Below are 20816 nucleotides of genomic sequence, written 5' to 3' on the forward strand. Positions count from 1 at the left end.
GGCGCACGGGTTGTGCAGAAGTTGTGCAGGGACCGGGCGTCACCCGAAGATGCCCGTTGCCACGAGCCTTCAACGAAAAAGCCGGACCATCTTGGATGGCCCGGCTTTTCCTGTCCCTCGGTGCGCGACTCGCTAATCGAGCCTTATGTTCACGAGGTTCTGGTCGCCCGGCAGTCGCGAACGTTCCAGAATGATTTTCGAGATCGCCCGGGCGCGGACGGGTTGCATCAGCGCCAGGATCGGTCCCGAGTTGCGGGGTTGCATCGCGGCAAGCACCAGAACCGAAACCTCGATATCGGCCTCGTTCATGATCGCCGCCGCCTGCGTCGGTTTCATCGCCTTGTAGATCTCGACCAGACGGCTGACGTCCGAGGTGTTCTCGCGGTCGGCGCGCTCCAGCAGGTGTTCCAGTTCCGCCTTCAGCGCGGCAAGCTCGGCGTGCTTCGCGTCCAGCGCGCTTTGGGCAAAGACGATCTCGGCCTCTTTCTGCTCCAGCTTCTCGCGCCAGTTCTCAAGCTCTTCGCGCTCGGCCTGCAAGGCGACCAGCAGTTCGGGCAGCACGTCGGGGGTTTCATCCTGCGTCTCTTCCGGGACGGCGGCGGGTGTTTCCGCCATGCAGCCCTCGGCATCTTCTTCGCAGGGGTCGGTGGCCTCGGACGCTGCGAATGCGGGGGCGGCGAGGATCGAGGCTATCGGCCCGACCACCGAAGCGCCCTTGAAGGCGGCCAGCCCGGCAAGGCCCAGAACGGCGACCGTCATGATCCGGGCCATCAGACGGCCTCCTTCCCGAACTTGCGGTAGAACATCGCCGACAGGTCTTCTTCGACCGGGTCCGGTTCTGGCGCGGGTTCGGGTTTCGGTTCGGCCTTCGGCTGGGGCCGGAATTCAACGACCGGATCGGCGCGTTTGGCCTCTAGCTTCTCGTTGAAGGCGGACATGCTGTCGCGATGGGCGCGGATGGCGTTTTCGTAGGTCTCGAACATCGGCCCGGCTTCGACCAGCGCGGCGCGCAGCCGGTCGATCTTGCGGTTCAGGCGCACGATGTAGACGCCGACTGCGATCAGCAGCACCACGATACCGGCGTCGATCACGTCGACTGCGTTCAGGATCTCTGCGATCATTCCGCTGCCTCCTGCGTTTGGTCGTCTTCGGGCTTGGTCTCGGCCGCGTCCTCGGCGGCCTCGTCCTCAAGATCCTCGGCATTCATCTCGCGCTCGACGCGGAAGCCGAACCGCCCCCCCTTACGTTGGCCGGCATAGCCGAAGAACACCGGGATGCCCTCGCACATCAGCGAGATTTCCTTGTCGTCCGAGATGCCAAGGTCGATGGTCGTTCCCGGCTGCCAGGACAGGATGTCCAGCAGCGGCACCTCAAGCTGATGCACGCGCGCCGTCACCTTCACGGACGAGCCGTTGATGTTGCTCAGGATGTGGTCGCGCCACGACAGGTCGCCGCCCAGTTTCTCGCCAAGGAACATCTTCGACAGCTTGTCCTGCGCGGGTTCCAGCGTGGCCATCGGGATGACGATCATGAAGGTGCCGACGCAATCGCCGATGGTCACGGACATCCGCGCGACGGCGCAGGGCGTCTTTCCGCCCTGAAGCGCCGGCATCTGCTGCGGCACCTCCATCGAATCGACGATAAAGGTCGCTTCGGTCAGGCGGGACACGTTGTCGGACAGTTCGTCGAGGATCAGGTCGATCAGGTCGCGCGAGATCTGGCGTTCGATCACCGACACGGCGCGCTTCGGCGCGGTGCCAGGGCGGGGGCGGCCGCCAAGCTGGGTTTCAAGCGCCGAGAAGATCAGTTCGCTATCCAGCACCACGGCCATGGTGCCGCCCCACGACCGCGCTTCGACCGCGGCGCAGATGCCGAACTTGTCGACCTGCGCGACGGTGTCTTCCCACGACTGGTATTCCACCGACTTGAAGCCGATGTCGCACAGGAACGCGGCCTTGGTCTTGAAGGTCGACACCAGCGACACGGCCATGCGCGAAAAGATGATGTCCAGCATCGGCAGTTGCGTGATGCCGGCGGACGCCTGCGAGATCAGTTCTTCCTCGACCGAGCGGGTCATGCCGCGGGCGTCAGAGGATTGGGTTGCGGTAGCTTCCATGTCGGCGTCCTTGGATTACTGGACCACGAAGTCCTGAAACAGCACTTCAGAGACGGAATGATCGCCAAGATGGGCGACCGCGCGGCGTTTCAGTTCATGGCGCACAAGGCTCATGCCCGCGCTGCCCGTGACGTCGCGCACCGAAAGCTGCGACAGGTATTCAATGAAGGCGTCGCGCAGGATCGCGCGGGTGTCCGACGTATCGAGCGGTGCGCCGTGCGAGCCTGCGTCTTCCTCTTCAAGCTCAAGCACGACGACGGGATTCACCAGAAGATGGCGCGTGTCGGTCGCTTCGCCGGTTTGCAGGACCAGCGTGATGCGGCCCACGTCGACCTGAACGTGGTGCGTTTCTGCAACTTCGTGATCATCATTTTTCGCATCGTGATCGTCAGAAGCCGCGTCGACGCTCATGTTCGACCACGCAAGCACGCCCGCGCCAGCGCCGCCCAGGAACGACACCAGCACCAGAATCAGAAGCAATTTGTACTTCGGGCCGCTTTTCTTGGGGGCCGGAGCCTCTTCAGCCATGAAAGGATCCTCTGACTTCAATTTTTCGCATTCATGCTAGCCGACCTTCTTTCGAAAGGGAAGAACACAGTCATCCGAAATTTGCGAAAAATTTTCTTGTGCGCCGCGCGCCGAGCATCTACGGTTTTCCAGAATTCGCAAAAATGTCCATCACCGGCAAGACAGCAAGCAAGTGAACGATCTCATCGAGAACCTTAAGGGGCTGGGTCGCCGGCGTCTGATCCTGATGGGCGCTACGGCGGTCGGCCTGACCCTTGCGCTTGTCATCGGACTGTCGGTCGCGATCTCGCCGAAGTATCGGCCCCTTGCGATGGACATCCCCGCCTCTGACGCGTCGCGCATGATGACCGAGCTTGAACAGGCCGGGTTCGCGCCGCGCATCTCGGCGGATGGCACCATGCTCAGCCTGCCCGAAGACGAAATCGCCCGCGCCCGCATGGCGCTGGCCGAGGCTGGACTGCCCGCAGAGGGCAACGCCGGATGGGAGCTGTTCGACCAAAGCTCGGGTCTGGGCATGAACAGCTTCCTGCAGCAGATCAATCGGCTGCGCGCGCTGGAAGGCGAGCTGGCCCGGTCGATCGAGACCATCGACAACGTCGAAAGCGCCCGCGTTCACCTTGTTTTGCCGGACCGCGAGACCTTTTCGCAGGAACGGCCGGAACCTTCGGCCTCGGTCGTCATCCACTCGCGCCGCAGCGCGCCGATGGAACGTAGTCAGGCTCTGGCGATCCGCAGCCTAGTCGCCGCCGCCGTGCCGCGCCTGTCGGCGGATCGGGTCACCATCCTTGACGGCGCCGGTCAGGCAATCCTCAGCGAAGAGGACCTGTCCGAGGGCAACGGTCTGAACTCGGCCCGCGCCGAGATCGAGGAACGGCTGCGCCAGAACGTCGAAAGCATCCTTGCCGCCCATGTCGGCACCGGCAACGTCCGGGTGCGGGTGACCGCCGATCTCGACACCTCGCGCGAGGTGGTGGTGCAGGAAAGCTTCGACCCGGACCAGCAGGTGCCGCGTTCCATCGTTTCGGTCACCGAGCAATCGGAAAGCGCAGACGATTCGAGCAGCACCGTCGACGTCGCCAACAACCTGCCGGGCATCGATAACGGCGGTGGCGGCAATGGCCGGTCCGAGAACAATACCTCTAGCCGGGACGAATCAGTTTTCGAAATTGGAAACACCCGGTCCGAGTTGATCCGCGAACCCGGTGCGATCACGCGGCTGTCGGTTGCGGTCGTGGTGAACGGTACGTGGGACGAGAACGGCGTCTACACGCCCCGCACCCCCGAGGATCTGGAACGGCTGACGGCGCTGGTGCGGTCGGCGGCTGGCATCAGCGACACGCGCGGCGACACCGTAACGGTCGAGAACCTGCGCTTTGTCGCGGGTGATCCGACCGTGTCGACACGTGAGCGCAGCGGTTTCCTTGATGTCGTCGCGATGAACTTCGGCGCCATCGTCCGCGCGCTTGCCGCGGTGCTGGTCGTCGCGCTGACACTGTTCTTCGGAGTCCGCCCGCTGGTGCGGTCGTTCAACGCCACGGTTGAAGGCGCAGAGGACGCATCGGCGGCCCTTGTTCCCGCCGACGCCGTCGGGACCGAGCAGGTCGAGGGCGACAAACCCGCGACCCCGGGCGAAGAGGCCAAGCCCAAGCCGCTGCCGGAATCGCTGCGGATCGACGACGAGGAAGAAGAATTCGTCTCGCTCGCTTCGGTTTCGGGCAACGTCATGCGCCGCCATATCGACGACCTGAACAAGCTGATCGAGGTCGAACCGGAAAGCTCGCTGCGCATCATCCGCAGCTGGATCAACCAGAAGGGCTGATCGATGGCGAGCAAAAGCATCCTCACCCCTCCGGATTTCGACGTGGAAGACCGCGCCGAGGCGGCGCGCACGCAGGTGAAGGCTGTCAGCTTTTCGCGGGCCGAGATGGACGCGGCCATTGCCGAGGCGGTCGAGGCCGCGCGGGCAGAAGCCTATGCCGAGGGGCACACCGCAGGCGAGACCGCGATGCGGGAAAGCATCGCGCAGCAGCAGGCGACGACGCTGGAAATGTTGCTGCCCCGGATCGACGAACTGCTGGCCGGGCAGCAGACCTATTGCGACGAACTCGAGCTTGAGATGCTCGCTTTCATGCGGGATTTTTGCGAAAAACTATTCCCCGAAATGGTCGGGGAATACGGCCGGGACCAACTGGCCACGGAACTGCGCCACATCGCGCGGCGCGCGCTGGGCAGCCCGTGGCTGGATGTGAAGGTGCCGGAAGGCTTCGGGGCGCTTGCCCGGTCGCTGGCCCGGCCCGAGGGCGAGGGCACCGAACTCAAGGTGACCGAAGACCCAGACCTGCTGGCCTGCGCCGTCACCGCCAACTGGCAAAACGGCCGCTCTGCCTATGACTTCGACGCACTTTGCGGGGACATCCTTTCGCTGTTCAGGGCCCCCTCTCTCTCGTTCAACAGACAGCCGGGAAATGTGACATGACGGACGATTCCAACAGCCTCCTCAAGGACATCGCCGCAGAGGAGATCAAGAAAGCCGATGTGAAGACGGACGGGCAGGGCGTCAACGCCATGCTGAACGTGTCGCTGTCGGTTCAGGTGGTGCTGGGCGAGGCCCGGATGCCGGTGTCGCAGCTTCTGTCGCTGTCGCGCGGGTCCGTGGTCGAACTGGACCGCCGCATCGGTCAGCCGCTGGACGTGATGATCAACGACCGCCTCGTGGCGCGCGGCGATCTGGTGAAGGTCGGCGAGGACGGTCTGGGCATCACCCTGACCGAGATCGTCAAGGATTACGTGATGGGCGCGCACTGATGCCCACGGGCACCCTTCTGCGCGGTCCGGGCCGGTTCGCCCTTGCCGCCCTGCTGGCGGGACTCATCCTCGTGGCGGGCGCCGCGACGGCATGGGCCCAACAGTCGGGGCTGGGCGAACTGATCGGCGGGCTGTCAGAGGTGCTCGACCCCGAAAGCGAAGGCAGCGGCGAACTGTCGGGCCGCCTAATCCAGGTCTTCGGCCTGCTGACCCTGCTGTCCATCGCGCCGGGTCTGCTGATCGTGATGACCTCGTTCACGCGCTTCGTCGTCGTCCTGTCGATCATGCGTATGGCGCTGGGCCTGAACCAGTCGCCGCCGAACATGGTGATCACCTCGCTGGCGCTGTTCCTGACGTTCTACGTGATGCAGCCGGTGTTTCAGGATAGCTGGGACAACGGCCTTGCTCCGCTGATCGACGGTGCAATCACCGAAGAGCAAGCCGTCGAACGCATCGCCGAGCCGTTCCACGCCTTCATGGCCAGCAACACCCGCGACAAGGATCTTGCCCTGTTTAAGGGCTTCGCCGCGCAGGCTGACGCCGCCATACCCGACGAGACCGTCGAGGGCGTGACCGAGGACGGTGTCGAAACGCTGCCCGAAGACCGCACCCAGATCGCTTGGTCGGTGCTGGTTCCGGCCTTCATGATCTCGGAACTTCAGCGGGCCTTCACCATCGGCTTCCTGATTTTCGTACCCTTTCTCGCCATCGACCTGATCGTTTCGGCGATCCTGATGGGCGCCGGCATGATGATGCTGTCGCCGGTCATGATTTCGCTTCCTTTCAAGGTCATCTTCTTCGTCGCGATCGACGGTTGGTACCGTCTCGCGGGGTCGCTGATCCAATCCTACGCCGGAGGATAGCCACGTGAACGTTCTCAATCCCCACGCCACCAGCTTCCCGCTGCAACTGGCCGCCGAAGAGATCCCGCTGACCGGGGTCGAGAAGGCCGCGGTTCTGTTCCTCTGCATCGGCGAGGAACGCGGATCGGTGATGATGAAGAAGATGGCCCGATCCGAGATACAGGCGGTCATTCAGGCGATGTCGCGGCTGGGCACGATCCCGGCGACCACCGTCGAGTCGGTGATCCGCGAGTTCTCGCAGACCGTGTCCGGCGGCGCCGGTGTCGAGGGTTCGGTGCAGATCGCCGAGCGGATGCTGTCGGGCTTTATGTCCGACGACGCGATTTCCGAGATCATGGGCGACCTGCGCGCGCCGACGCACGGCCAGAATGTCTGGGACGCCTTCGCCGCCGTGAACGAGCAGACCATCGCGAACTGGCTGATGGGCGAGCACGACCAGACCGTCGCCGCGATCCTGTCGCGGATGAAGCCCACCGTATCGGCGCGCGTGCTGCCGCTGTTCGGGGCCGAGCGGATGGCCGAGATCGCGACGCGGATGATCGGCCTTGGCACCCTGTCGCGGAACGTGATCGACAACCTCGAGCAGGTGATCGTGAGCGATTTCCTCAGCGCGGCCACCCGCAAGTCGACCGTCGATCCGCAGCAGCGGATGGCCGACATGTTCAACAAGATGGACGGCAGCGTGTTCGAAAGCCTGTCCAGCGATCTCGAAGAGCGCGTGCCGCAGGAACTCGACGAGATCCGGAAGAAGATGTTCACCTTCGACGACATGGTGAAGCTGGAAAGCGCCTCGCTTCAGCGGATCATGCGGATGGCCGAGGGCAACACGCTGGCGCTGGCCCTGCGCGGTGCCAAGTCCGAGATCCGCAGCGCCTTCATGTCGGCGCTGACCCAGCGCATGCGCGAGATGCTGGAAATGGAAATGAAAGAGATGGGCCCGGTCCGCGCACGCGAAAGCCGCGAGGCGCAGGCGACGCTTATCGACATCACCAACGATCTTGTCCGGCAGGAGATCATCCGCCTGCCCAGCACCGAAGACGAGATGGTCTGAGGCCAACAAAAAAGCCGCGGCCCGGGATCACCGGGCCGCGGCTTTTTCATGTCTGCCGGTCAGCGTGTGCCGTAGCCAGAGAACCCCTGGATCGCGTCGATGTCGATCGTCACCATGTTGTAGGAACTGCCCTGCGTCAGCAGCGTCAGCGCCGCGTTCTGGCTGGTGTCGGTTTCGGTGGCGGCCGCGAAGGCCGAGTACTGGCGGATCAGCTTTTCCTGAACCTCGGGGTCTTGCAGGTCCTCGATGTCCATCCGCTTTTCAAGCATCTTCTTCAGGGAATCGACGCTTGCGTTGTCAGAGCTTTCGGGCATCCCGAAAGCGGTCATGATGAAGTCCTTCATCTCGGTGTTGGCCAGCACCTTGTACCAGCTTGTCAGTCCCGACACCTTCTGCTCGAAGGCCAGCGCTATGCCGACGCTTTCGTTCACATCGGTCTGGGTGTCGATCAGCCGCTGCGTGGTGTAGCGGTCGACCATTTCCTCGATCCAGTCGGGGTCGGAGAAGTTGCTGCCGGCGGTGCCGTCGGCATTGAAGCCAAGCTCTTCATTCGCCTTGGTGTACTTGTCGTCGGTCAGGCGGTTGATCAACGAGGTGTCATCCTCGGGATCGGAGGTGAAGATCTCTTTCATCATGGCCTTGGCATAGATTTCCTCTTCCATGCCGAAGGCTTTCATGACGAAGCTGAAGACCTCGTAGTCGTTCACAAGGTCTTCGACCGTCTCGACGCTGCCGATCCGTTCGCGGAACGATTCGATCTCGCGCTTGGACATCGGATCGCGCTGGACATCGGCCTCGAAGGTCTCGCGGTTCTCGCGGACCAGGGTGATGCCGATGAAAGGGGACAGACCGGCCGTCGAGATCATGCGTGCGATTCCTTTGCGGGATCGGACAGCCCGGCAGAGATCGCCAGCAGCTTGTCCTCGTAGCGGATGACGGGCCCCAGCACACGGTAGGCTCCGTACAGGTTGCCCTGATCGACATGGGTGCGGACGCGGTCCAGAACCTTGCCATGGCTTTTCTGCATGACCTGCATCAGGTCCGTGATGCCTTCATGGATGCGCGGCAGGATCTCGGCCCGCGATTCACGGCTGACCATGGCGACCTGGATCAGCTGGCACAGCCGCCGCACGGGGGTCTGGGCCTTGTCCTCGGCCAGGATCTCTTCGCCGCGCAGGACGTCGGAACGGTTCTCGACCTCGACGAACATCTGGCCCTTGCCCGCGTTGCGCAGGACGGCGCCGTTGATGACGATGCGGTCTCCGGTTTTGACTTTCAGGATCAGTCCCATCACGCGGCCTCGACAGTCTGGCCCTGAAGGGCCTGGATGATCGGCTTGTTCACGGCGATCAGGGATTCGATGGTGCCGCGGCCGTTCATGATCTGGCCGCTCTGGCGCTCGACGAAACCGGCCAGCGACAGAAGACCGGCGCGGGTTTCTGGGGGAAGCTCGTTGCCCGGCGTCAGCAGGTCGGCCTTGAAGCCAAGCCACAGGCGGACGTTGTCGTGCACTGCGGACCGCAGCGGTCCGGCAAGGATGCCCAGCCGCGACGGGCCTTCGGCGGCGGCGTCGTATTCGGCCTGATGCGCATCGAGGCGCGACGTGATCTGGGTCAGGATCCGGCGCTCCATCGCGCGCGGCGTTTCGGTGGTCTTGAGTGATTTCTTGTATGCGTCGAGGCTCATCTGATGTCACCTTCTGGTGCGGGCCCGGGGGCTTTAAAGAACGAAGCCCGACCTCGGTCATCCGAGGCCGGGCGATACGCTTCAGCGACTGCTGACAATCATTACGTGAACACTGGCAAGCATTACTGGAACAGGCTCAGAACGCTCGACGGGCCTTGGTTGGCGATCGCGAGCGACTGGGTGGCCAGCTGCTGCTGGGTCTGCAGCGCCTGAAGACGCGCGGCTTCTTCTTCCATATCCGCGTCGATCATCGAGGACACACCGCTGTCGATGTTGTCGACCATCTGGTTCAGGAACTCCTGCTGGCCTTCGATCGAGCTTTCCGCCTGGCCCAGCTGGGTGGCGATGTCGGTCACGTCGGTCAGCACCGTCTCGACCGAGGCAAGAGCGCCGGCCAGGAAGGCTTCGCCGGTGGCGACGACTTCGGCGTTGGTGGCAAAGCCCGTTGCGATCGCTTTGAAGTCGCTGACCAGTTCGGCCATGTCGTGCGTCTTCACAACGATGTCGGTGGTGGCGAAAGTGCCGCCAGCACGGGTGATGCCGGTAACCACGTTGCGATCAACGCCGACAGTTGCGTCGCCGTTGGCGCCCCGGGTCAGTGCGCCGGTCGCACCGTCGATGGCAGAGCCGGCCACCGAGCCCGCAGCGTAAGAGCCGGCACCCAGCATGTCGTCGCCGTTGAAGGTCGACTGGCTGAGCGTCGTTTCCATGCGCTTGACGATCTCGTTGAGGTCGTTCTCGATTTCACCTTGGCCGCCTTCGGCGCCCTGGGCGAATGCCACCTTGTCGAGGAATTCCTGAGCCAGGTCCTGGATCGTCTCGGCACCGAGGCGAGCCGTGGCGACCGAGTTCTTGGTCAGGGTCAGACCTTCGTTGATCGAAGCGTAGGACGAGCTGTCGCCCTTCATCGTCTCGGAGATCTGGAAGTAGGCCGCGTTATCCTTGGCCGAGCCAACTTTCAGGCCGGTCGAAATGCGGTCCTGAGTGGTGGCGAGGTTGTTGTTGACCGACCGCAGAGCCTGCAGGGCGTTCATCGCGGAGGTGTTGGTAATGATGGAAGTCATGGGGGCTAGTTCCTTTTGCTTTCTTGCTGCACGTCCGGGCCTTCTGGCGGGACGGCCGGGCATCGCCCGACATGAGAGGAAAGCGGCAGGGAGGTTTCCGGAAGGTTTCCGTTTTCGCAAAACCTCAAAAATCTTTTTCGAAGCCCTTCTTCACCGGTTTCGGCGCCACGTCGCCACGCAGTTGACCGGACTTGTCATAGACGCCTTTCAGGCTTTGACGCGTGCGTAGATGCTCTACTTCGGCCAGAATCGTGCGTGAAGCGTCCGCCATCCCGCGCAGAAGCCGTTCGTTGGTTTCCAGCTGATCGGCGAGGTCTCGGATTAATTTTCGCAATTGTGCGACCGCCGGAACATCGACCGAAAGAAACGGCTCGACCGCGGGCTGGCGGCGTTCCAGCGTTTCCAGCAGCCGCGCCTTCTCGTCGAAGTAGGACGCGACGCGGTCCACATCCTTCGCCTCTAGCGCGCCGTTCTCCTTGCGCAGGAAATCCAGCGTCGAGGACAGGACCCTTTCGAACTCGGCGATGTTGCCCTCGTCCTCGTCGGTCAATCCCGTGCCGTCTTCGCCGTCGCGGGCTTTGCGTTCACCAAGGCGGATGCCAAGCCGCGACAGGGCAGAGGTTTTCGGGACACCGATCATTCCATGTAGTCCTTCAACTGCGCCGCGACCGAGCGGGCGATACCGACGCCGCCGGCCTCTGCCACTTCGCGGGCGAAAGCCTTGGTCAGCTGGCTGCGGAACATCTCCTCGCCAAAGCCGCCGGCAGGTGCGGGGATCGCGTCCTCCATCATCGTGGCGAAGGCGATTTCCAGGAACGAGGCCTCGAAATCCATCGCGGCCTCTTCGATGCTCGTCGGCTGGCTGGCCGGCCGGGGGCCGGACAGGGGATGCAGGACGGGCTTGGAATCGATGTCCATCAGATAACCTCCAGATCCGCGTGAAGTGCACCTGCGGCCTTGATGGCCTGCAGGATGGAAATGATCTCTTGCGCGCCGATGCCGATGGCGTTCAGTCCATCGACCAATTCGCGCAGGCTGACCTGCCCGCCGACCACGGCAAACCCCGAGTCGCGCTCGTAGACTTCGATATCGGTCTGCGGAACGATGACGGTCTCGCCGATGCTGAAGGGCTCGGGCTGGCTGACCTCGGCGCTTTCGCTGATGCTGACGGTCAGACCGCCCTGGCTGATCGCGACCTCGTCGATGCGCACGTCGGCGCCGATCACGATGGTCCCGGACTTTGCGTCGATCACCACCTTCGCAGGCGTATCGGGTTCGACTTGCAGGTTCTCGATGGTCGCTAGCGCTTCCATCACGTCGCCCTTGTCCAGCACCCGAACCTCGACGGTGCCGGGGTCCAGCGGCTCGGCATGGGCGATGCCCACCTGCGCGTTGATGACCTCGGCGATGCGGGCGGCGGTGGTGAAATCGGGATTGCGCAGGGCCAGCCGGATACTGGTCATCTTGCGCAGGTCAAAGTCGATCTCCTGTTCCACCGTCGCGCCGTTCTCGATCCGCGCGACGGTCGGAACGCCACGGGTCACGTTGGCCGCGACACCTTCAAAGCTGAACCCGCCCACCGCGACAGGACCTTGCCCCACCGCGTAAATCTGGCCGTCCGCGCCGGAAAGCGGGGTCACCAGAAGCGTGCCGCCGCGCAACGAGGTGGCGTCACCAAGCGAGGACACCTCGATGTCGATCTCGCTGCCGCGACGGGCATAGGGGGGCAGCTTGGCCGTCACCATCACCGCTGCGGTGTTCTTGGTGTTCAGACCCTCGCCCGTCAGGTTGCCGACGCCGAGACGCGACAGCATCCCCTCGATGGACTTCCGGGTGAAGGGAGAGTTCCGCATGCTGTCGCCGGTGCCGTCCAGACCCACGACAAGGCCATACCCGATCAGCTGGTTCGAACGGACGCCCTCGAAGTTCACGATATCCTTGAGGCGGACCTGCGCCTGTGCGTCGACCGCCGCCAGCGTCAGCGGCAGGGCAAGCGACAGGGCAAGAAGAACTCGTTTGAGCATCGCAAGGCATCCAATCCTAAACCCGCACATCGCGGGTAAATTACGTTATTCGCAACATCGCCGCACTGCGCCGATTGCCTGTTCCTGCGCCGCTTCGTCAGATTCCTTCCCCTGATCGAAGGTTTTTCGTTGAACCGGCTCCGGACTGCAATGTACCCTACTTTAAGTTTTTCGCAAGTTTCTCGGGAGCACCCATGCGGGTAATTTTGCACGATCAGGACTTCAGCCGCGCGGAACGGCTGTTTTCTGCCCTGCCGAGACAAGGGCTTACGGTCGAAGATCTGCCGAAAGCGGCCATCGAATCGGGGATGGCCGGGTTGGACGAAGGCGCGGCGAGTCTGCTGCCCGTCCTGCTGGGCCTGATGCCGGAACGCGACGCGGCGGGGCAGGTGCGCCGGATGCGCGCCGCCGGCGTGGCGAATCCTCTGGTGGTCTTGCAGGACGAACTGGACCCGGACGAGGTTGCGCGCATTCTGGATGATGGGGCGGACGATGTCGTCGGCCCGCCCTTCGCGGCGGTCGAGATCGCGGCGCGGCTGCGCTCGGTTACGCGCCGCCACCACGGCCTGCGCTCGCAAGAGGTGCGCTCGGGCGGGCTGACGGTTTATCTCGACGGCCGTCACCCCGAATTCGACGGCCAGCCGATCCGTCTGTCGTCCAGCGAAAACACGATCCTTCGGATCCTTGCGCTGAATTCCGGGAAGGTGGTGCGACGCGACGCGCTGTTCGACGCGCTGTACGCGCTGGCGGACTATCAGCCCTATATGAAGGCGCTGGATGTCCACATCTGCAAGCTGCGCAAGAAGATCGAGGCCCATTCGGGCGACGGCGCAAGCATGATCCGGACCTACACCGGAAAGGGCTATGCGCTGGAAGGAGAGGGGGCGGCGGCGGGCTAGGCGCCCGCGTCAGGCAAAGGCGCGTTCGGCCGGCAGGGCCGACGCGGCCGCCGCATAGCCCTGCAACATCGGGAAGGTGCCCGACGTATCGGACAGGCGCAGCGTTTCGCCATCGCGCATCCGAAGCCGAAAGCTGGTCCACGTGACACGGCGGCCATCGTGCAGCGCCGTCATGACCGAAGTGATCCGCGTCTCGTCGTCCGGATGATAGTGACCACGCAGCGAGATCGGCGTTCCAGCCGGGCAGGCGCGCAGAATGAAGGCGTCCAGCGCCTCGGTCTCGGCCTCGATCCCGAAGTCTTCCATCAGGTAGCCGGTGACATCCATGCCCGTCACCGCCATCGAAACCATGTCCGTGCCCTGCGCGGTAAGCCGGATCGCGTCATCCGCGCCGGTCGTCAGCCCGAGGTTGGACAGCAGATCGACGATCGACTGTGCGTCCGTCCTGTGTATCGGGCCGATATGAAGGACGCCGTCGTCAGTTGCCGCATCAAGAACCGAATGGCGAAAGGGTGTCAGGTCGACCAGCTGCATGGACTGCAATCCTTCTCTATTCGCGAAACGCCGTATTCACGGCGCGCGGACTCTCTCTGCGATCGTCAGACCGCGAACACGAACAGGCAAAAGCCCGTTTCCATTACGGAAATTCAAGTGTTTCCCATCGTCTCGGACCAGAGACAATTGATGGTTAACGGGCGGATTCCTGCCCAGCTACAGATATTTTGATCGTTTTACCCAATAGGGGACCGTTGCCCCGAAGAAGCCTTAAACTGCCTAAACTAGGCTATGAGAAAGCGCGATCGACACCACATGTGTGGCGTTTCGCGCCCCAATCTTCTTCCGGATCCGCTCGATACGTTTTTTCACGGTATCGCGCGAGGTGTGCATCTGCTTGGCGATCTCGTCCTGCGAATACCCAAGCGCCAGCGTCTGTATTGTCTGGATGTCCACGTCCGACAGGCCAAGCCGCCCGTCGTGGACCGTCACGATATGGTCAAGGATCTCGGCGACCCGTGCGATTTCCTCTGACGTCAATTCGCGGTCGGGCCGCGAGACCGCCAGCAGGCATTTCTTGTTCCGAAGGTGCTTGCTGCGGGTGACCGCGACGGCGCCGTAGGCCAGTCCGAAATCCTTGGCGCGGGTCATGACGTAGTCGGCTGTCACGCGCTGCACGTTGTCCAGACCGCTCCACCGCGTCGTGCCGGTGTTCACCATGCCCCAAAGCACCACGGGATCCAGCACCACAAGATTGTGGGTGTCGTAATGATCGCGCCAGGCTTCGGGGTAAGTGCTGTAGACGAACTTTGTCTTCCAGACGTGCGCATGAAGGACAAGACAATATCCCGAAGGCGCGATGGCGGAGAGTTCTTTGTCACAGTCCTCGTAGTTCGGAATGATCTCGAAGGGATTGTCTTCGAACATGTGACACGTAACCTCGGTCGCACCTCTGCCGCAGCAGGTGGTTCCAGTGGCGGACCGTTCCGCACTCTTCATGATTGCACCAAACCGGCGTCCCCCGACGGCTGGTAACGAGAGAGGCAAGTGCCAATCTCAACGACAAGTTGTGGTAGCGTCGTTCGGTTGTCAATGGTGACGCGAAGTTTTGAATTTCGTTAATTAACGTCTGAACGTATTCGGAGTTAAGAATGATAAATATTCGGCGCATGTCGCCGGGCGCGGCGCAGTTCTGACCCCGGGATCACCTGAGGATGCGGCGATCTGAGCCCGGCACAAAAGCAAAGGGGGAAGGCACTGCCTTCCCCCTTCGTATTTCCGCGAGTGTAGTTCGTTTGGCGGATCAGGCCGCCAGTGCGTCGACCGGGCTTCCCGAGAAGATCTTGTCGCCGACCCGAACGGTAATCTGACCGTTCGGCAGTGCGCCGACGAAGAAGCCCTGAACCGAAACGCAACTTCCGATAACGATTGTCCTAAGCATGCTCACCATCCCCTGTGTCATCCTATCGACACAATATGTGATCTGCGTTCTCAAATCACTAACAAAGTGAGCCAAAAAATAAGCCTAATGCGCCAAGTTTACGCATTTCTGGTACAAATCGGCGGATTCTGGGCCGGATTCCGGCAACAATACGGCGAGCCGGCCTAAAGCCAATCACGCAGAATCGGAATCAGCGGAACGTCCGCCGGAGGCATCGGATACTCGCGCAGGTTGTGCGGCGCCACCCATTTCAGGGCCTGCCCCTCTCGCGACTGGGGGATACCGTCCCATTTTCTGCAAGCAAACAAAGGCATTAGCAGGTGAAAGTCGTCGTAGGCGTGGCTTGCGAAGGTCAGCGGGGCAAGGCAACTCTGCCATGTTCCAATGCCAAGCTCCTCGTCCAGCTCGCGAATCAGGGCCGTTTCCGGGGATTCCCCGGTTTCAACCTTGCCTCCGGGAAATTCCCACAGCCCCGCCATCGACTTGCCCTCGGGCCGCTGTGCCAGAAGCACGCGGCCGTCGGGATCGATCAGGGCGACGGCCGCGACCAGCACGATCTTCCGGTTGGTCATGAACGATAGTCGGCGTTGATCGAGATATAGGCGTGGGTCAGGTCGCAGGTCCACACGGTCGCGGCGCCATCGCCAAGCCCCATGTCGACGCCGACGACAAGATCGGACTGCTTCATGTAAGACGCACCGGCGTCTTCCTTGTAATCCGGGTCGACCCAGCCATCGCGCGCCACCTGAATGTCGCCGAAACGGATCGCCAGCTTGTCGCGGTCCGCCTGCGCGCCCGACTTGCCGATCGCCATGACGATACGGCCCCAGTTCGGGTCCTCGCCCGCGATGGCGGTCTTCACCAGCGGCGAGTTCGCAATGGCAAGCCCGGCCTTCTTGGCGTCGGCGTCATCCGCTGCGCCGGTTACCCGGATCTCGACGAACTTCGTCGCACCCTCGCCGTCGCGCACCACCTGATGCGCGAGGTCCAGCATGACGCCGGACAGCGCCTCGCGGAACGGCGCGACACCGTCGCCCGCGACCTCGACGCCCGAGGCGCCGGTTGCCGCCAGCAACAGCGTGTCCGAGGTCGAGGTGTCGCTGTCGACCGTGATGCAGTTGAAGCTGCGGTCGGTCAGCGACGAAAGCATGCCCTGCAAATCCGCCTGACCGATCTTCGCGTCGGTGAAGATGTAGACCAGCATCGTCGCCATGTCCGGCGCGATCATGCCCGAACCCTTGGCGATACCGGCGATCTTCACCGGCTTGCCGCCGATCTTCACAGTGGCGAACGCGCCCTTGGGATAGGTGTCGGTCGTCATGATCGCCCGCGCCGCCGAGGCGATGCCAGCGGACGAAAGCCCGGCCTTCAGCTCTTCGAGCTTGGCGATGATCCGGTCATGCGGCAGCGGTTCGCCGATCACCCCGGTGGACGAGGTGAACACCCGCTGTTCCGGCACGCCGACGATGCGCGACACGCCGGCCACCAGTTCCCGCACCGAGGCCATGCCATGACTGCCGGTGAAGGCGTTTGCGTTGCCCGAGTTCACGACGATGGCGGCACCGCCCTCGGCGCTGCCCCCGATTTTGTCCTGACAGTCCAGCACCGGGGCCGACCGCGTCGCCGAGCGGGTGAACACCCCGGCGATCTCGGTCCCCGGCGCCAGTTCGGCCAGCATCACGTCGGTCCGGTTGGCATAGCGCACCCCGGCTTCCACCGTGGCGAACCGCACCCCCGCGATCTCTGGCAGGTTCGGGAACCCGCCGACGGGCGCGAGGGGCGAGACGGGAAGCGGCTTCTTCGTCCGCGGTGCGGCCTCGGGCGTGGCGCCCGACGCATCAAGATATGCCTGCAGCTCTTTCAGCTTCTGCTTGAGCTTGCGGATCTTCTTTTTCTTCCCGGCCATGGCCCAAGGACCTTCTTATTCGGTGATCAGGGAGGTGTCTTTGAGAACCGCCGGGTCGATGCCCGACAGGTCCGGACGGTCGATCTCGGTCGCGTCGACCAGACCCGCGATCTCGTCGCGCAGGCGGGTCTCCCACAGCTCGGCTTCGATGGTGTCGCGCACCTCGTCCAGCGCCGGGGCTTCCGGCAGGCGGGTCTCGTTCAGCTTGATGACGTGCCAGCCGAACTGCGTCTGCACCGGCTCGGACACCGCGCCGTCTTCCAAAGCCATGACCGCCTGTTCGAATTCGGGCACCATCATGCCGGCGCCGAACCAGCCAAGGTTGCCGCCGTTCGGACCGGTCGGGCCGGTGGATTTCTCTTTCGCCAGTTCGGCAAAGTCGGCGCCGCCGTCCAGTTCCTCGATCAGCGCCTGGGCTTCTTCCTCGGTCGCGACAAGGATGTGGCTGGCGTTGAATTCCTTCACCGGCTCGTAGTCGGCGTATTTCGACGCATAGGCTTCCTGCAGATCCTCGTCGGTGATCTCGATGGACTCGGCGATTTCGGTGACCTTCGTGCTGGCCAGGATCGCGCTTTCCTCGTTCTCGATCGCCAGTTCGGCGGCAAGGCTCGGCTCGGTGACCGACCCGCCCACGGCGCGCTGTTGAACCAGACGCTCAAGCAGGCCTTCGAAGATGACGTCGTCGGGCAGCGTCTTGTTCTGATCCGACAGGGCTTCACGCATGACGATCATGTGGCCGATGGTGATGTCCACGCCGCCCACGGTGGCGACGACGGTATCTGCGGTGACCTCTGCCGGCGTCTCGGCATCCTGCGCGGCGACGGGGGCCGCGAGGCTCAGCGCAAATGCCGCCGAGGCCAGAAGGGTCTTCGAATATGCCATAAGGTGATCCTTTTTGAACTAAGCCGCGAAACCTCGCGACGTTGACACCATACCAACCGACCCTTACATCGCCACAAGGCGCGCAGGGCCGCTTTCTCCCCGCATTTCCTATGGGTTCGGGCGAGGGCGGGCAAGCACTCCTCTTACACGTTGGTTTGAAAACAGACTTCCAGGCGGAGTAGACATGCTGGGTATCGGAACAATCGCCAAGAAGGTCTTTGGCACGCCAAACGACCGCAAAGTGAAGGCGACCCGACCGATCGTCGAAAAGATCAACGCCCTGGAACCCGAGTTCGAGGCGCTGTCCGACGAGGGCCTGAAGGAAAAGACGGCCGAGTTTGTCGAGCGCGTCGCGAATGGCGAAAGCCTGGACAAGCTGCTTCCCGAAGCCTTCGCCAACTGCCGCGAAGCCGCAAAGCGCGCGCTGGGCCTTCGGGCGTTCGACGTGCAGCTGATGGGCGGGATGTTCCTGCATCAGGGCAACATCGCAGAGATGAAGACGGGCGAGGGCAAGACGCTGGTCGCCACCTTCCCGGCCTATCTGAACGCGCTGACCAAGCGCGGCGTCCACGTGGTGACGGTGAACGACTACCTCGCCAAGCGTGACGCGGAATGGATGAGCAAGGTGTACAACGCGCTGGGCATGACCTGCGGCGTCGTCTACCCGCAGCAGCCCGAGGCCGAGAAAAAAGAGGCCTACGCCTGCGACATCACCTATGCCACGAACAACGAGCTTGGCTTCGACTACCTTCGTGACAACATGAAGTCCGAGCTGTCGGACATGAACCAGCGCGACCACTACTTCGCCATCGTCGACGAGGTGGACTCGATCCTGATCGACGAAGCGCGGACGCCGCTGATCATCTCGGGCCCCTCGCAGGACCGTTCTGAACTTTACATGACCATCGACAAGGTGATCCCCGAACTGACCGAGGATCACTACAACATGGACGAGAAGTCGCGGAACGTGACCTATACCGAGGAAGGCAACGAATTCCTCGAACAGCGGCTGCACGCGGCAGGCATCCTGCCCGAAGAGCACACGCTGTATGACCCGGAATCCACCACCATCGTCCACCACGTGAACCAGGGCCTGCGGGCGCACAAGCTGTTCACCAAGGACAAGGACTATATCGTCCGCAACGGCGAGATCGTCCTGATCGACGAATTTACCGGTCGCATGATGGCCGGCCGCCGCCTGTCGGACGGTCTGCATCAGGCGATCGAGGCGAAGGAAGGCTGCAAGATCCAGCCCGAGAACGTCACGCTGGCCTCGGTGACCTTCCAGAACTACTTCCGTCTCTACGACAAGCTGTCCGGCATGACCGGCACCGCGTCGACCGAGGCCGAGGAATTCGCCGAGATCTACAAGCTGGGCGTGGTCGAGGTTCCGACGAACCTTCCCATCGCGCGGAAGGACGAACATGACGCCGTCTACCGCACCGCGAAGGAAAAGTTCGACGCCATCGTGGAAGAGATCAAGACCGCGCACGAGACCGGGCAGCCGGTCCTTGTGGGCACCACCTCGATCGAGAAGTCGGAATTCCTGTCGCAGCTTCTGACCGCCGCGAAGATCCCGCACAACGTCCTGAACGCGCGCCAGCACGAGCAGGAAGCGCAGATCGTCGCCGACGCCGGCAAGCTGGGCGCGGTGACCATCGCGACGAACATGGCCGGCCGCGGCACCGACATCAAACTGGGCGGCAACTTCGAGTTTCAGGTGATGGAGGCGATCGCCGCCAGCCCGGACCGCGACCCCGAAGAGATCCGCCAGGAGATCGAGGCAAGCCACGACGCCGCAGAGGAAGCGGTGAAGAAGGCGGGCGGCCTGTTCGTTCTGGCGACCGAACGCCACGAAAGCCGCCGGATCGACAACCAGCTGCGCGGCCGCTCTGGCCGTCAGGGCGACCCGGGCCGGTCGGCCTTCTTCCTGTCGCTGGAAGACGACCTGATGCGGATCTTCGGGTCCGAGCGTCTGGACAACATGCTGAAAAAGCTTGGGATGAAGGAAGGCGAAGCCATCGTTCACCCGTGGGTCAACAAGTCTCTGGAACGCGCGCAGGCGAAGGTCGAAGGCCGCAACTTCGACATCCGCAAACAGCTGCTGAAGTTTGACGACGTGATGAACGACCAGCGGAAGGCCATCTTCGGCCAGCGCCGCGAGATCATGGAAGCCGAGGACCTGTCCGAGATCGTGCAGGACATGCGGCATCAGGTGGTCGACGATCTGGTCGACGAGTACATCCCGCCGAAAACCTACTCTGACCAGTGGGATACCGAAGGTCTGTACGCCGCCGCGCTGGAAAAGCTGGGCGTGAACGAGAAGGTCATCGCCTGGGGCGAGGAAGAGGGCGTCGACGCCGAGGTGTTCAAGGAACGTCTCGCCGCCGCGTCGGACGAACTGATGGCCTCGAAGGCCGCGCAGTTCGGGCCCGAGAACATGCGGTCGATCGAAAAGCAGATCCTGCTTCAGACCATCGACGGCAAGTGGCGCGAACACCTTCTGACGCTGGAACACCTGCGCTCGGTCGTGGGCTTCCGTGGCTACGCGCAGCGCGACCCGCTGAACGAGTACAAGACGGAATCCTTCGAGCTGTTCCACGGCCTGCTGGATTCGCTGCGTATCGAGGTGACCCAGAAACTGTCGCAGATCCGTCCGCTTAGCGAAGAAGAGCGCGAGCAGATGATGAAGGACATCATGGCCCAGCAGCAGTCGCTGCAGAAAGCCGCCGAATCCGCGACCGCCAAGCAGCCCGAGCCGGTCGGCGCAGGCGGCGAGGTTGCCGAAACGGAAACAGCGGCGGTCGCCGGTTTCGACGAGAACGATCCGTCGACCTGGGGCAATCCGGGCCGCAACGCGCCCTGTCCCTGCGGGTCGGGCAAGAAGTTCAAGCACTGCCACGGCGCGTTGTAATCTGACGCGTCCGGCACGGCTGCGCCGGCTTATCCACAGTCCGGCGCGGCCCCGTTCCGCCCACGGAACCCTTAATTTGTTTCCATTTTACAACACAATTTAGGCAGGCCGCCTTACTGTTTCCTCATTTCTGTGCCACTTA

At 63.0% G+C, this 20816-nt stretch carries 24 protein-coding genes; 7 read left to right on the top strand and 17 right to left on the bottom strand.

Features of this window, described 5'->3' with window-relative positions; translation table 11 throughout:
• Window positions 1-132 precede the first annotated feature (132 nt).
• From ACP156_RS09550 to ACP156_RS09565, 4 genes are read right to left on the bottom strand one after another with little or no spacing between them, the layout of a single operon-like run.
• Window positions 133-771, bottom strand: a complete 639-nt coding sequence (locus tag ACP156_RS09550) for a MotE family protein (protein WP_425051085.1) — start codon at window positions 769-771, stop codon at window positions 133-135.
• Entirely contained in the window at window positions 771-1121 is a 351-nt protein-coding gene (locus tag ACP156_RS09555; protein ID WP_425051086.1) for a hypothetical protein, read from the bottom strand. The genes ACP156_RS09550 and ACP156_RS09555 overlap by 1 nt, the downstream gene beginning before the upstream one ends.
• The gene (locus ACP156_RS09560; protein ID WP_425051087.1) at window positions 1118-2116 is read right to left on the bottom strand and encodes a flagellar motor switch protein FliM; all 999 of its coding nucleotides are present in this window, start codon (window positions 2114-2116) and stop codon (window positions 1118-1120) included. Before ACP156_RS09560 ends, ACP156_RS09555 begins: the two co-directional genes overlap by 4 nt.
• Window positions 2117-2131: 15 nt before the next feature.
• Window positions 2132-2644: a flagellar basal body-associated FliL family protein gene (locus ACP156_RS09565; protein WP_425051088.1), complete on the bottom strand. Its 513-nt coding sequence runs from the start codon at window positions 2642-2644 to the stop codon at window positions 2132-2134.
• A 172-nt stretch (window positions 2645-2816) separates the two neighbouring features.
• Between ACP156_RS09565 and fliF the strand changes: the two genes are divergently transcribed.
• The 5 genes from fliF to ACP156_RS09590 are packed head-to-tail and all read left to right on the top strand — an operon-like array spanning window position 2817 to window position 7363.
• Complete coding sequence (gene fliF / locus ACP156_RS09570) at window positions 2817-4463, top strand: flagellar basal-body MS-ring/collar protein FliF (protein WP_425051089.1); 1647 nt, start codon at window positions 2817-2819, stop codon at window positions 4461-4463.
• Between the two features lie 3 nt (window positions 4464-4466).
• Window positions 4467-5120: a hypothetical protein gene (locus tag ACP156_RS09575; protein ID WP_425051090.1), complete on the top strand. Its 654-nt coding sequence runs from the start codon at window positions 4467-4469 to the stop codon at window positions 5118-5120.
• Entirely contained in the window at window positions 5117-5449 is a 333-nt protein-coding gene (locus ACP156_RS09580) for a FliM/FliN family flagellar motor switch protein (protein WP_425051091.1), read from the top strand. Before ACP156_RS09575 ends, ACP156_RS09580 begins: the two co-directional genes overlap by 4 nt.
• Window positions 5449-6312: a flagellar type III secretion system pore protein FliP gene (gene fliP / locus ACP156_RS09585; RefSeq protein ID WP_425051092.1), complete on the top strand. Its 864-nt coding sequence runs from the start codon at window positions 5449-5451 to the stop codon at window positions 6310-6312. Before ACP156_RS09580 ends, fliP begins: the two co-directional genes overlap by 1 nt.
• Window positions 6313-6316: 4 nt before the next feature.
• Complete coding sequence (locus tag ACP156_RS09590; protein WP_425051093.1) at window positions 6317-7363, top strand: flagellar motor switch protein FliG; 1047 nt, start codon at window positions 6317-6319, stop codon at window positions 7361-7363.
• A gap of 59 nt (window positions 7364-7422) precedes the next feature.
• Here the strand turns inward: ACP156_RS09590 and ACP156_RS09595 are convergent, their stop codons facing one another.
• From ACP156_RS09595 to ACP156_RS09625, 7 genes are all read right to left on the bottom strand, one after another.
• A complete protein-coding gene (locus ACP156_RS09595; RefSeq protein WP_425051094.1) occupies window positions 7423-8229 on the bottom strand; it encodes a DUF1217 domain-containing protein in 807 nt (268 codons plus the stop codon).
• Window positions 8226-8654 carry a flagellar biosynthesis repressor FlbT gene (locus ACP156_RS09600; RefSeq protein ID WP_425051095.1) on the bottom strand — a complete coding sequence of 143 codons (429 nt, stop codon included), beginning with the start codon at window positions 8652-8654 and terminating at the stop codon, window positions 8226-8228. The genes ACP156_RS09595 and ACP156_RS09600 overlap by 4 nt, the downstream gene beginning before the upstream one ends.
• Window positions 8654-9049 carry a flagellar biosynthesis regulator FlaF gene (locus tag ACP156_RS09605; protein ID WP_425051096.1) on the bottom strand — a complete coding sequence of 132 codons (396 nt, stop codon included), beginning with the start codon at window positions 9047-9049 and terminating at the stop codon, window positions 8654-8656. The genes ACP156_RS09600 and ACP156_RS09605 overlap by 1 nt, the downstream gene beginning before the upstream one ends.
• A 122-nt stretch (window positions 9050-9171) precedes the next feature.
• Entirely contained in the window at window positions 9172-10113 is a 942-nt protein-coding gene (locus tag ACP156_RS09610) for a flagellin (protein WP_425051097.1), read from the bottom strand.
• Window positions 10114-10237: 124 nt separating this feature from the next.
• Window positions 10238-10753, bottom strand: a complete 516-nt coding sequence (locus tag ACP156_RS09615) for a hypothetical protein (RefSeq protein ID WP_425051098.1) — start codon at window positions 10751-10753, stop codon at window positions 10238-10240.
• Entirely contained in the window at window positions 10750-11031 is a 282-nt protein-coding gene (locus tag ACP156_RS09620; RefSeq protein ID WP_425051099.1) for a rod-binding protein, read from the bottom strand. The genes ACP156_RS09615 and ACP156_RS09620 overlap by 4 nt, the downstream gene beginning before the upstream one ends.
• Window positions 11031-12137 carry a flagellar basal body P-ring protein FlgI gene (locus ACP156_RS09625; RefSeq protein ID WP_425051100.1) on the bottom strand — a complete coding sequence of 369 codons (1107 nt, stop codon included), beginning with the start codon at window positions 12135-12137 and terminating at the stop codon, window positions 11031-11033. Before ACP156_RS09625 ends, ACP156_RS09620 begins: the two co-directional genes overlap by 1 nt.
• Before the next feature lie 194 nt (window positions 12138-12331).
• On the opposite strand from ACP156_RS09625, the gene ACP156_RS09630 reads away from it, so the two are divergent.
• On the top strand, window positions 12332-13036 hold the full coding sequence (locus ACP156_RS09630; RefSeq protein WP_425051101.1) for a winged helix-turn-helix domain-containing protein: 705 nt from the start codon (window positions 12332-12334) through the stop codon (window positions 13034-13036).
• Between the two features lie 9 nt (window positions 13037-13045).
• On the opposite strand, the gene ACP156_RS09635 is transcribed toward ACP156_RS09630, so the two are convergent.
• The 6 genes from ACP156_RS09635 to ACP156_RS09660 all read right to left on the bottom strand — a co-directional run bounded on the left by ACP156_RS09635 (window position 13046) and on the right by ACP156_RS09660 (window position 17760).
• Window positions 13046-13570: a hypothetical protein gene (locus tag ACP156_RS09635; RefSeq protein WP_425051102.1), complete on the bottom strand. Its 525-nt coding sequence runs from the start codon at window positions 13568-13570 to the stop codon at window positions 13046-13048.
• Between the two features lie 240 nt (window positions 13571-13810).
• Window positions 13811-14458, bottom strand: coding sequence for an autoinducer binding domain-containing protein (locus ACP156_RS09640; protein ID WP_425051103.1), 648 nt, complete (start codon window positions 14456-14458; stop codon window positions 13811-13813).
• Between the two features lie 376 nt (window positions 14459-14834).
• Window positions 14835-14972, bottom strand: a complete 138-nt coding sequence (locus ACP156_RS09645; protein ID WP_425051104.1) for a hypothetical protein — start codon at window positions 14970-14972, stop codon at window positions 14835-14837.
• A gap of 164 nt (window positions 14973-15136) precedes the next feature.
• The gene (gene mutT / locus ACP156_RS09650; protein ID WP_425051105.1) at window positions 15137-15544 is read right to left on the bottom strand and encodes an 8-oxo-dGTP diphosphatase MutT; all 408 of its coding nucleotides are present in this window, start codon (window positions 15542-15544) and stop codon (window positions 15137-15139) included.
• Window positions 15541-16878, bottom strand: a complete 1338-nt coding sequence (gene argJ, locus ACP156_RS09655) for a bifunctional glutamate N-acetyltransferase/amino-acid acetyltransferase ArgJ (RefSeq protein ID WP_425051106.1) — start codon at window positions 16876-16878, stop codon at window positions 15541-15543. The genes mutT and argJ overlap by 4 nt, the downstream gene beginning before the upstream one ends.
• Window positions 16879-16893: 15 nt before the next feature.
• Window positions 16894-17760: a peptidylprolyl isomerase gene (locus ACP156_RS09660; protein ID WP_425051107.1), complete on the bottom strand. Its 867-nt coding sequence runs from the start codon at window positions 17758-17760 to the stop codon at window positions 16894-16896.
• A gap of 184 nt (window positions 17761-17944) precedes the next feature.
• On the opposite strand from ACP156_RS09660, the gene secA reads away from it, so the two are divergent.
• On the top strand, window positions 17945-20674 hold the full coding sequence (gene secA, locus ACP156_RS09665; RefSeq protein ID WP_425051108.1) for a preprotein translocase subunit SecA: 2730 nt from the start codon (window positions 17945-17947) through the stop codon (window positions 20672-20674).
• Window positions 20675-20816: the final 142 nt, after the last annotated feature.

Origin of the sequence: Psychromarinibacter sp. S121, assembly GCF_049801035.1 — a bacterium.
In the GTDB taxonomy this organism is placed as follows: domain Bacteria; phylum Pseudomonadota; class Alphaproteobacteria; order Rhodobacterales; family Rhodobacteraceae; genus Psychromarinibacter.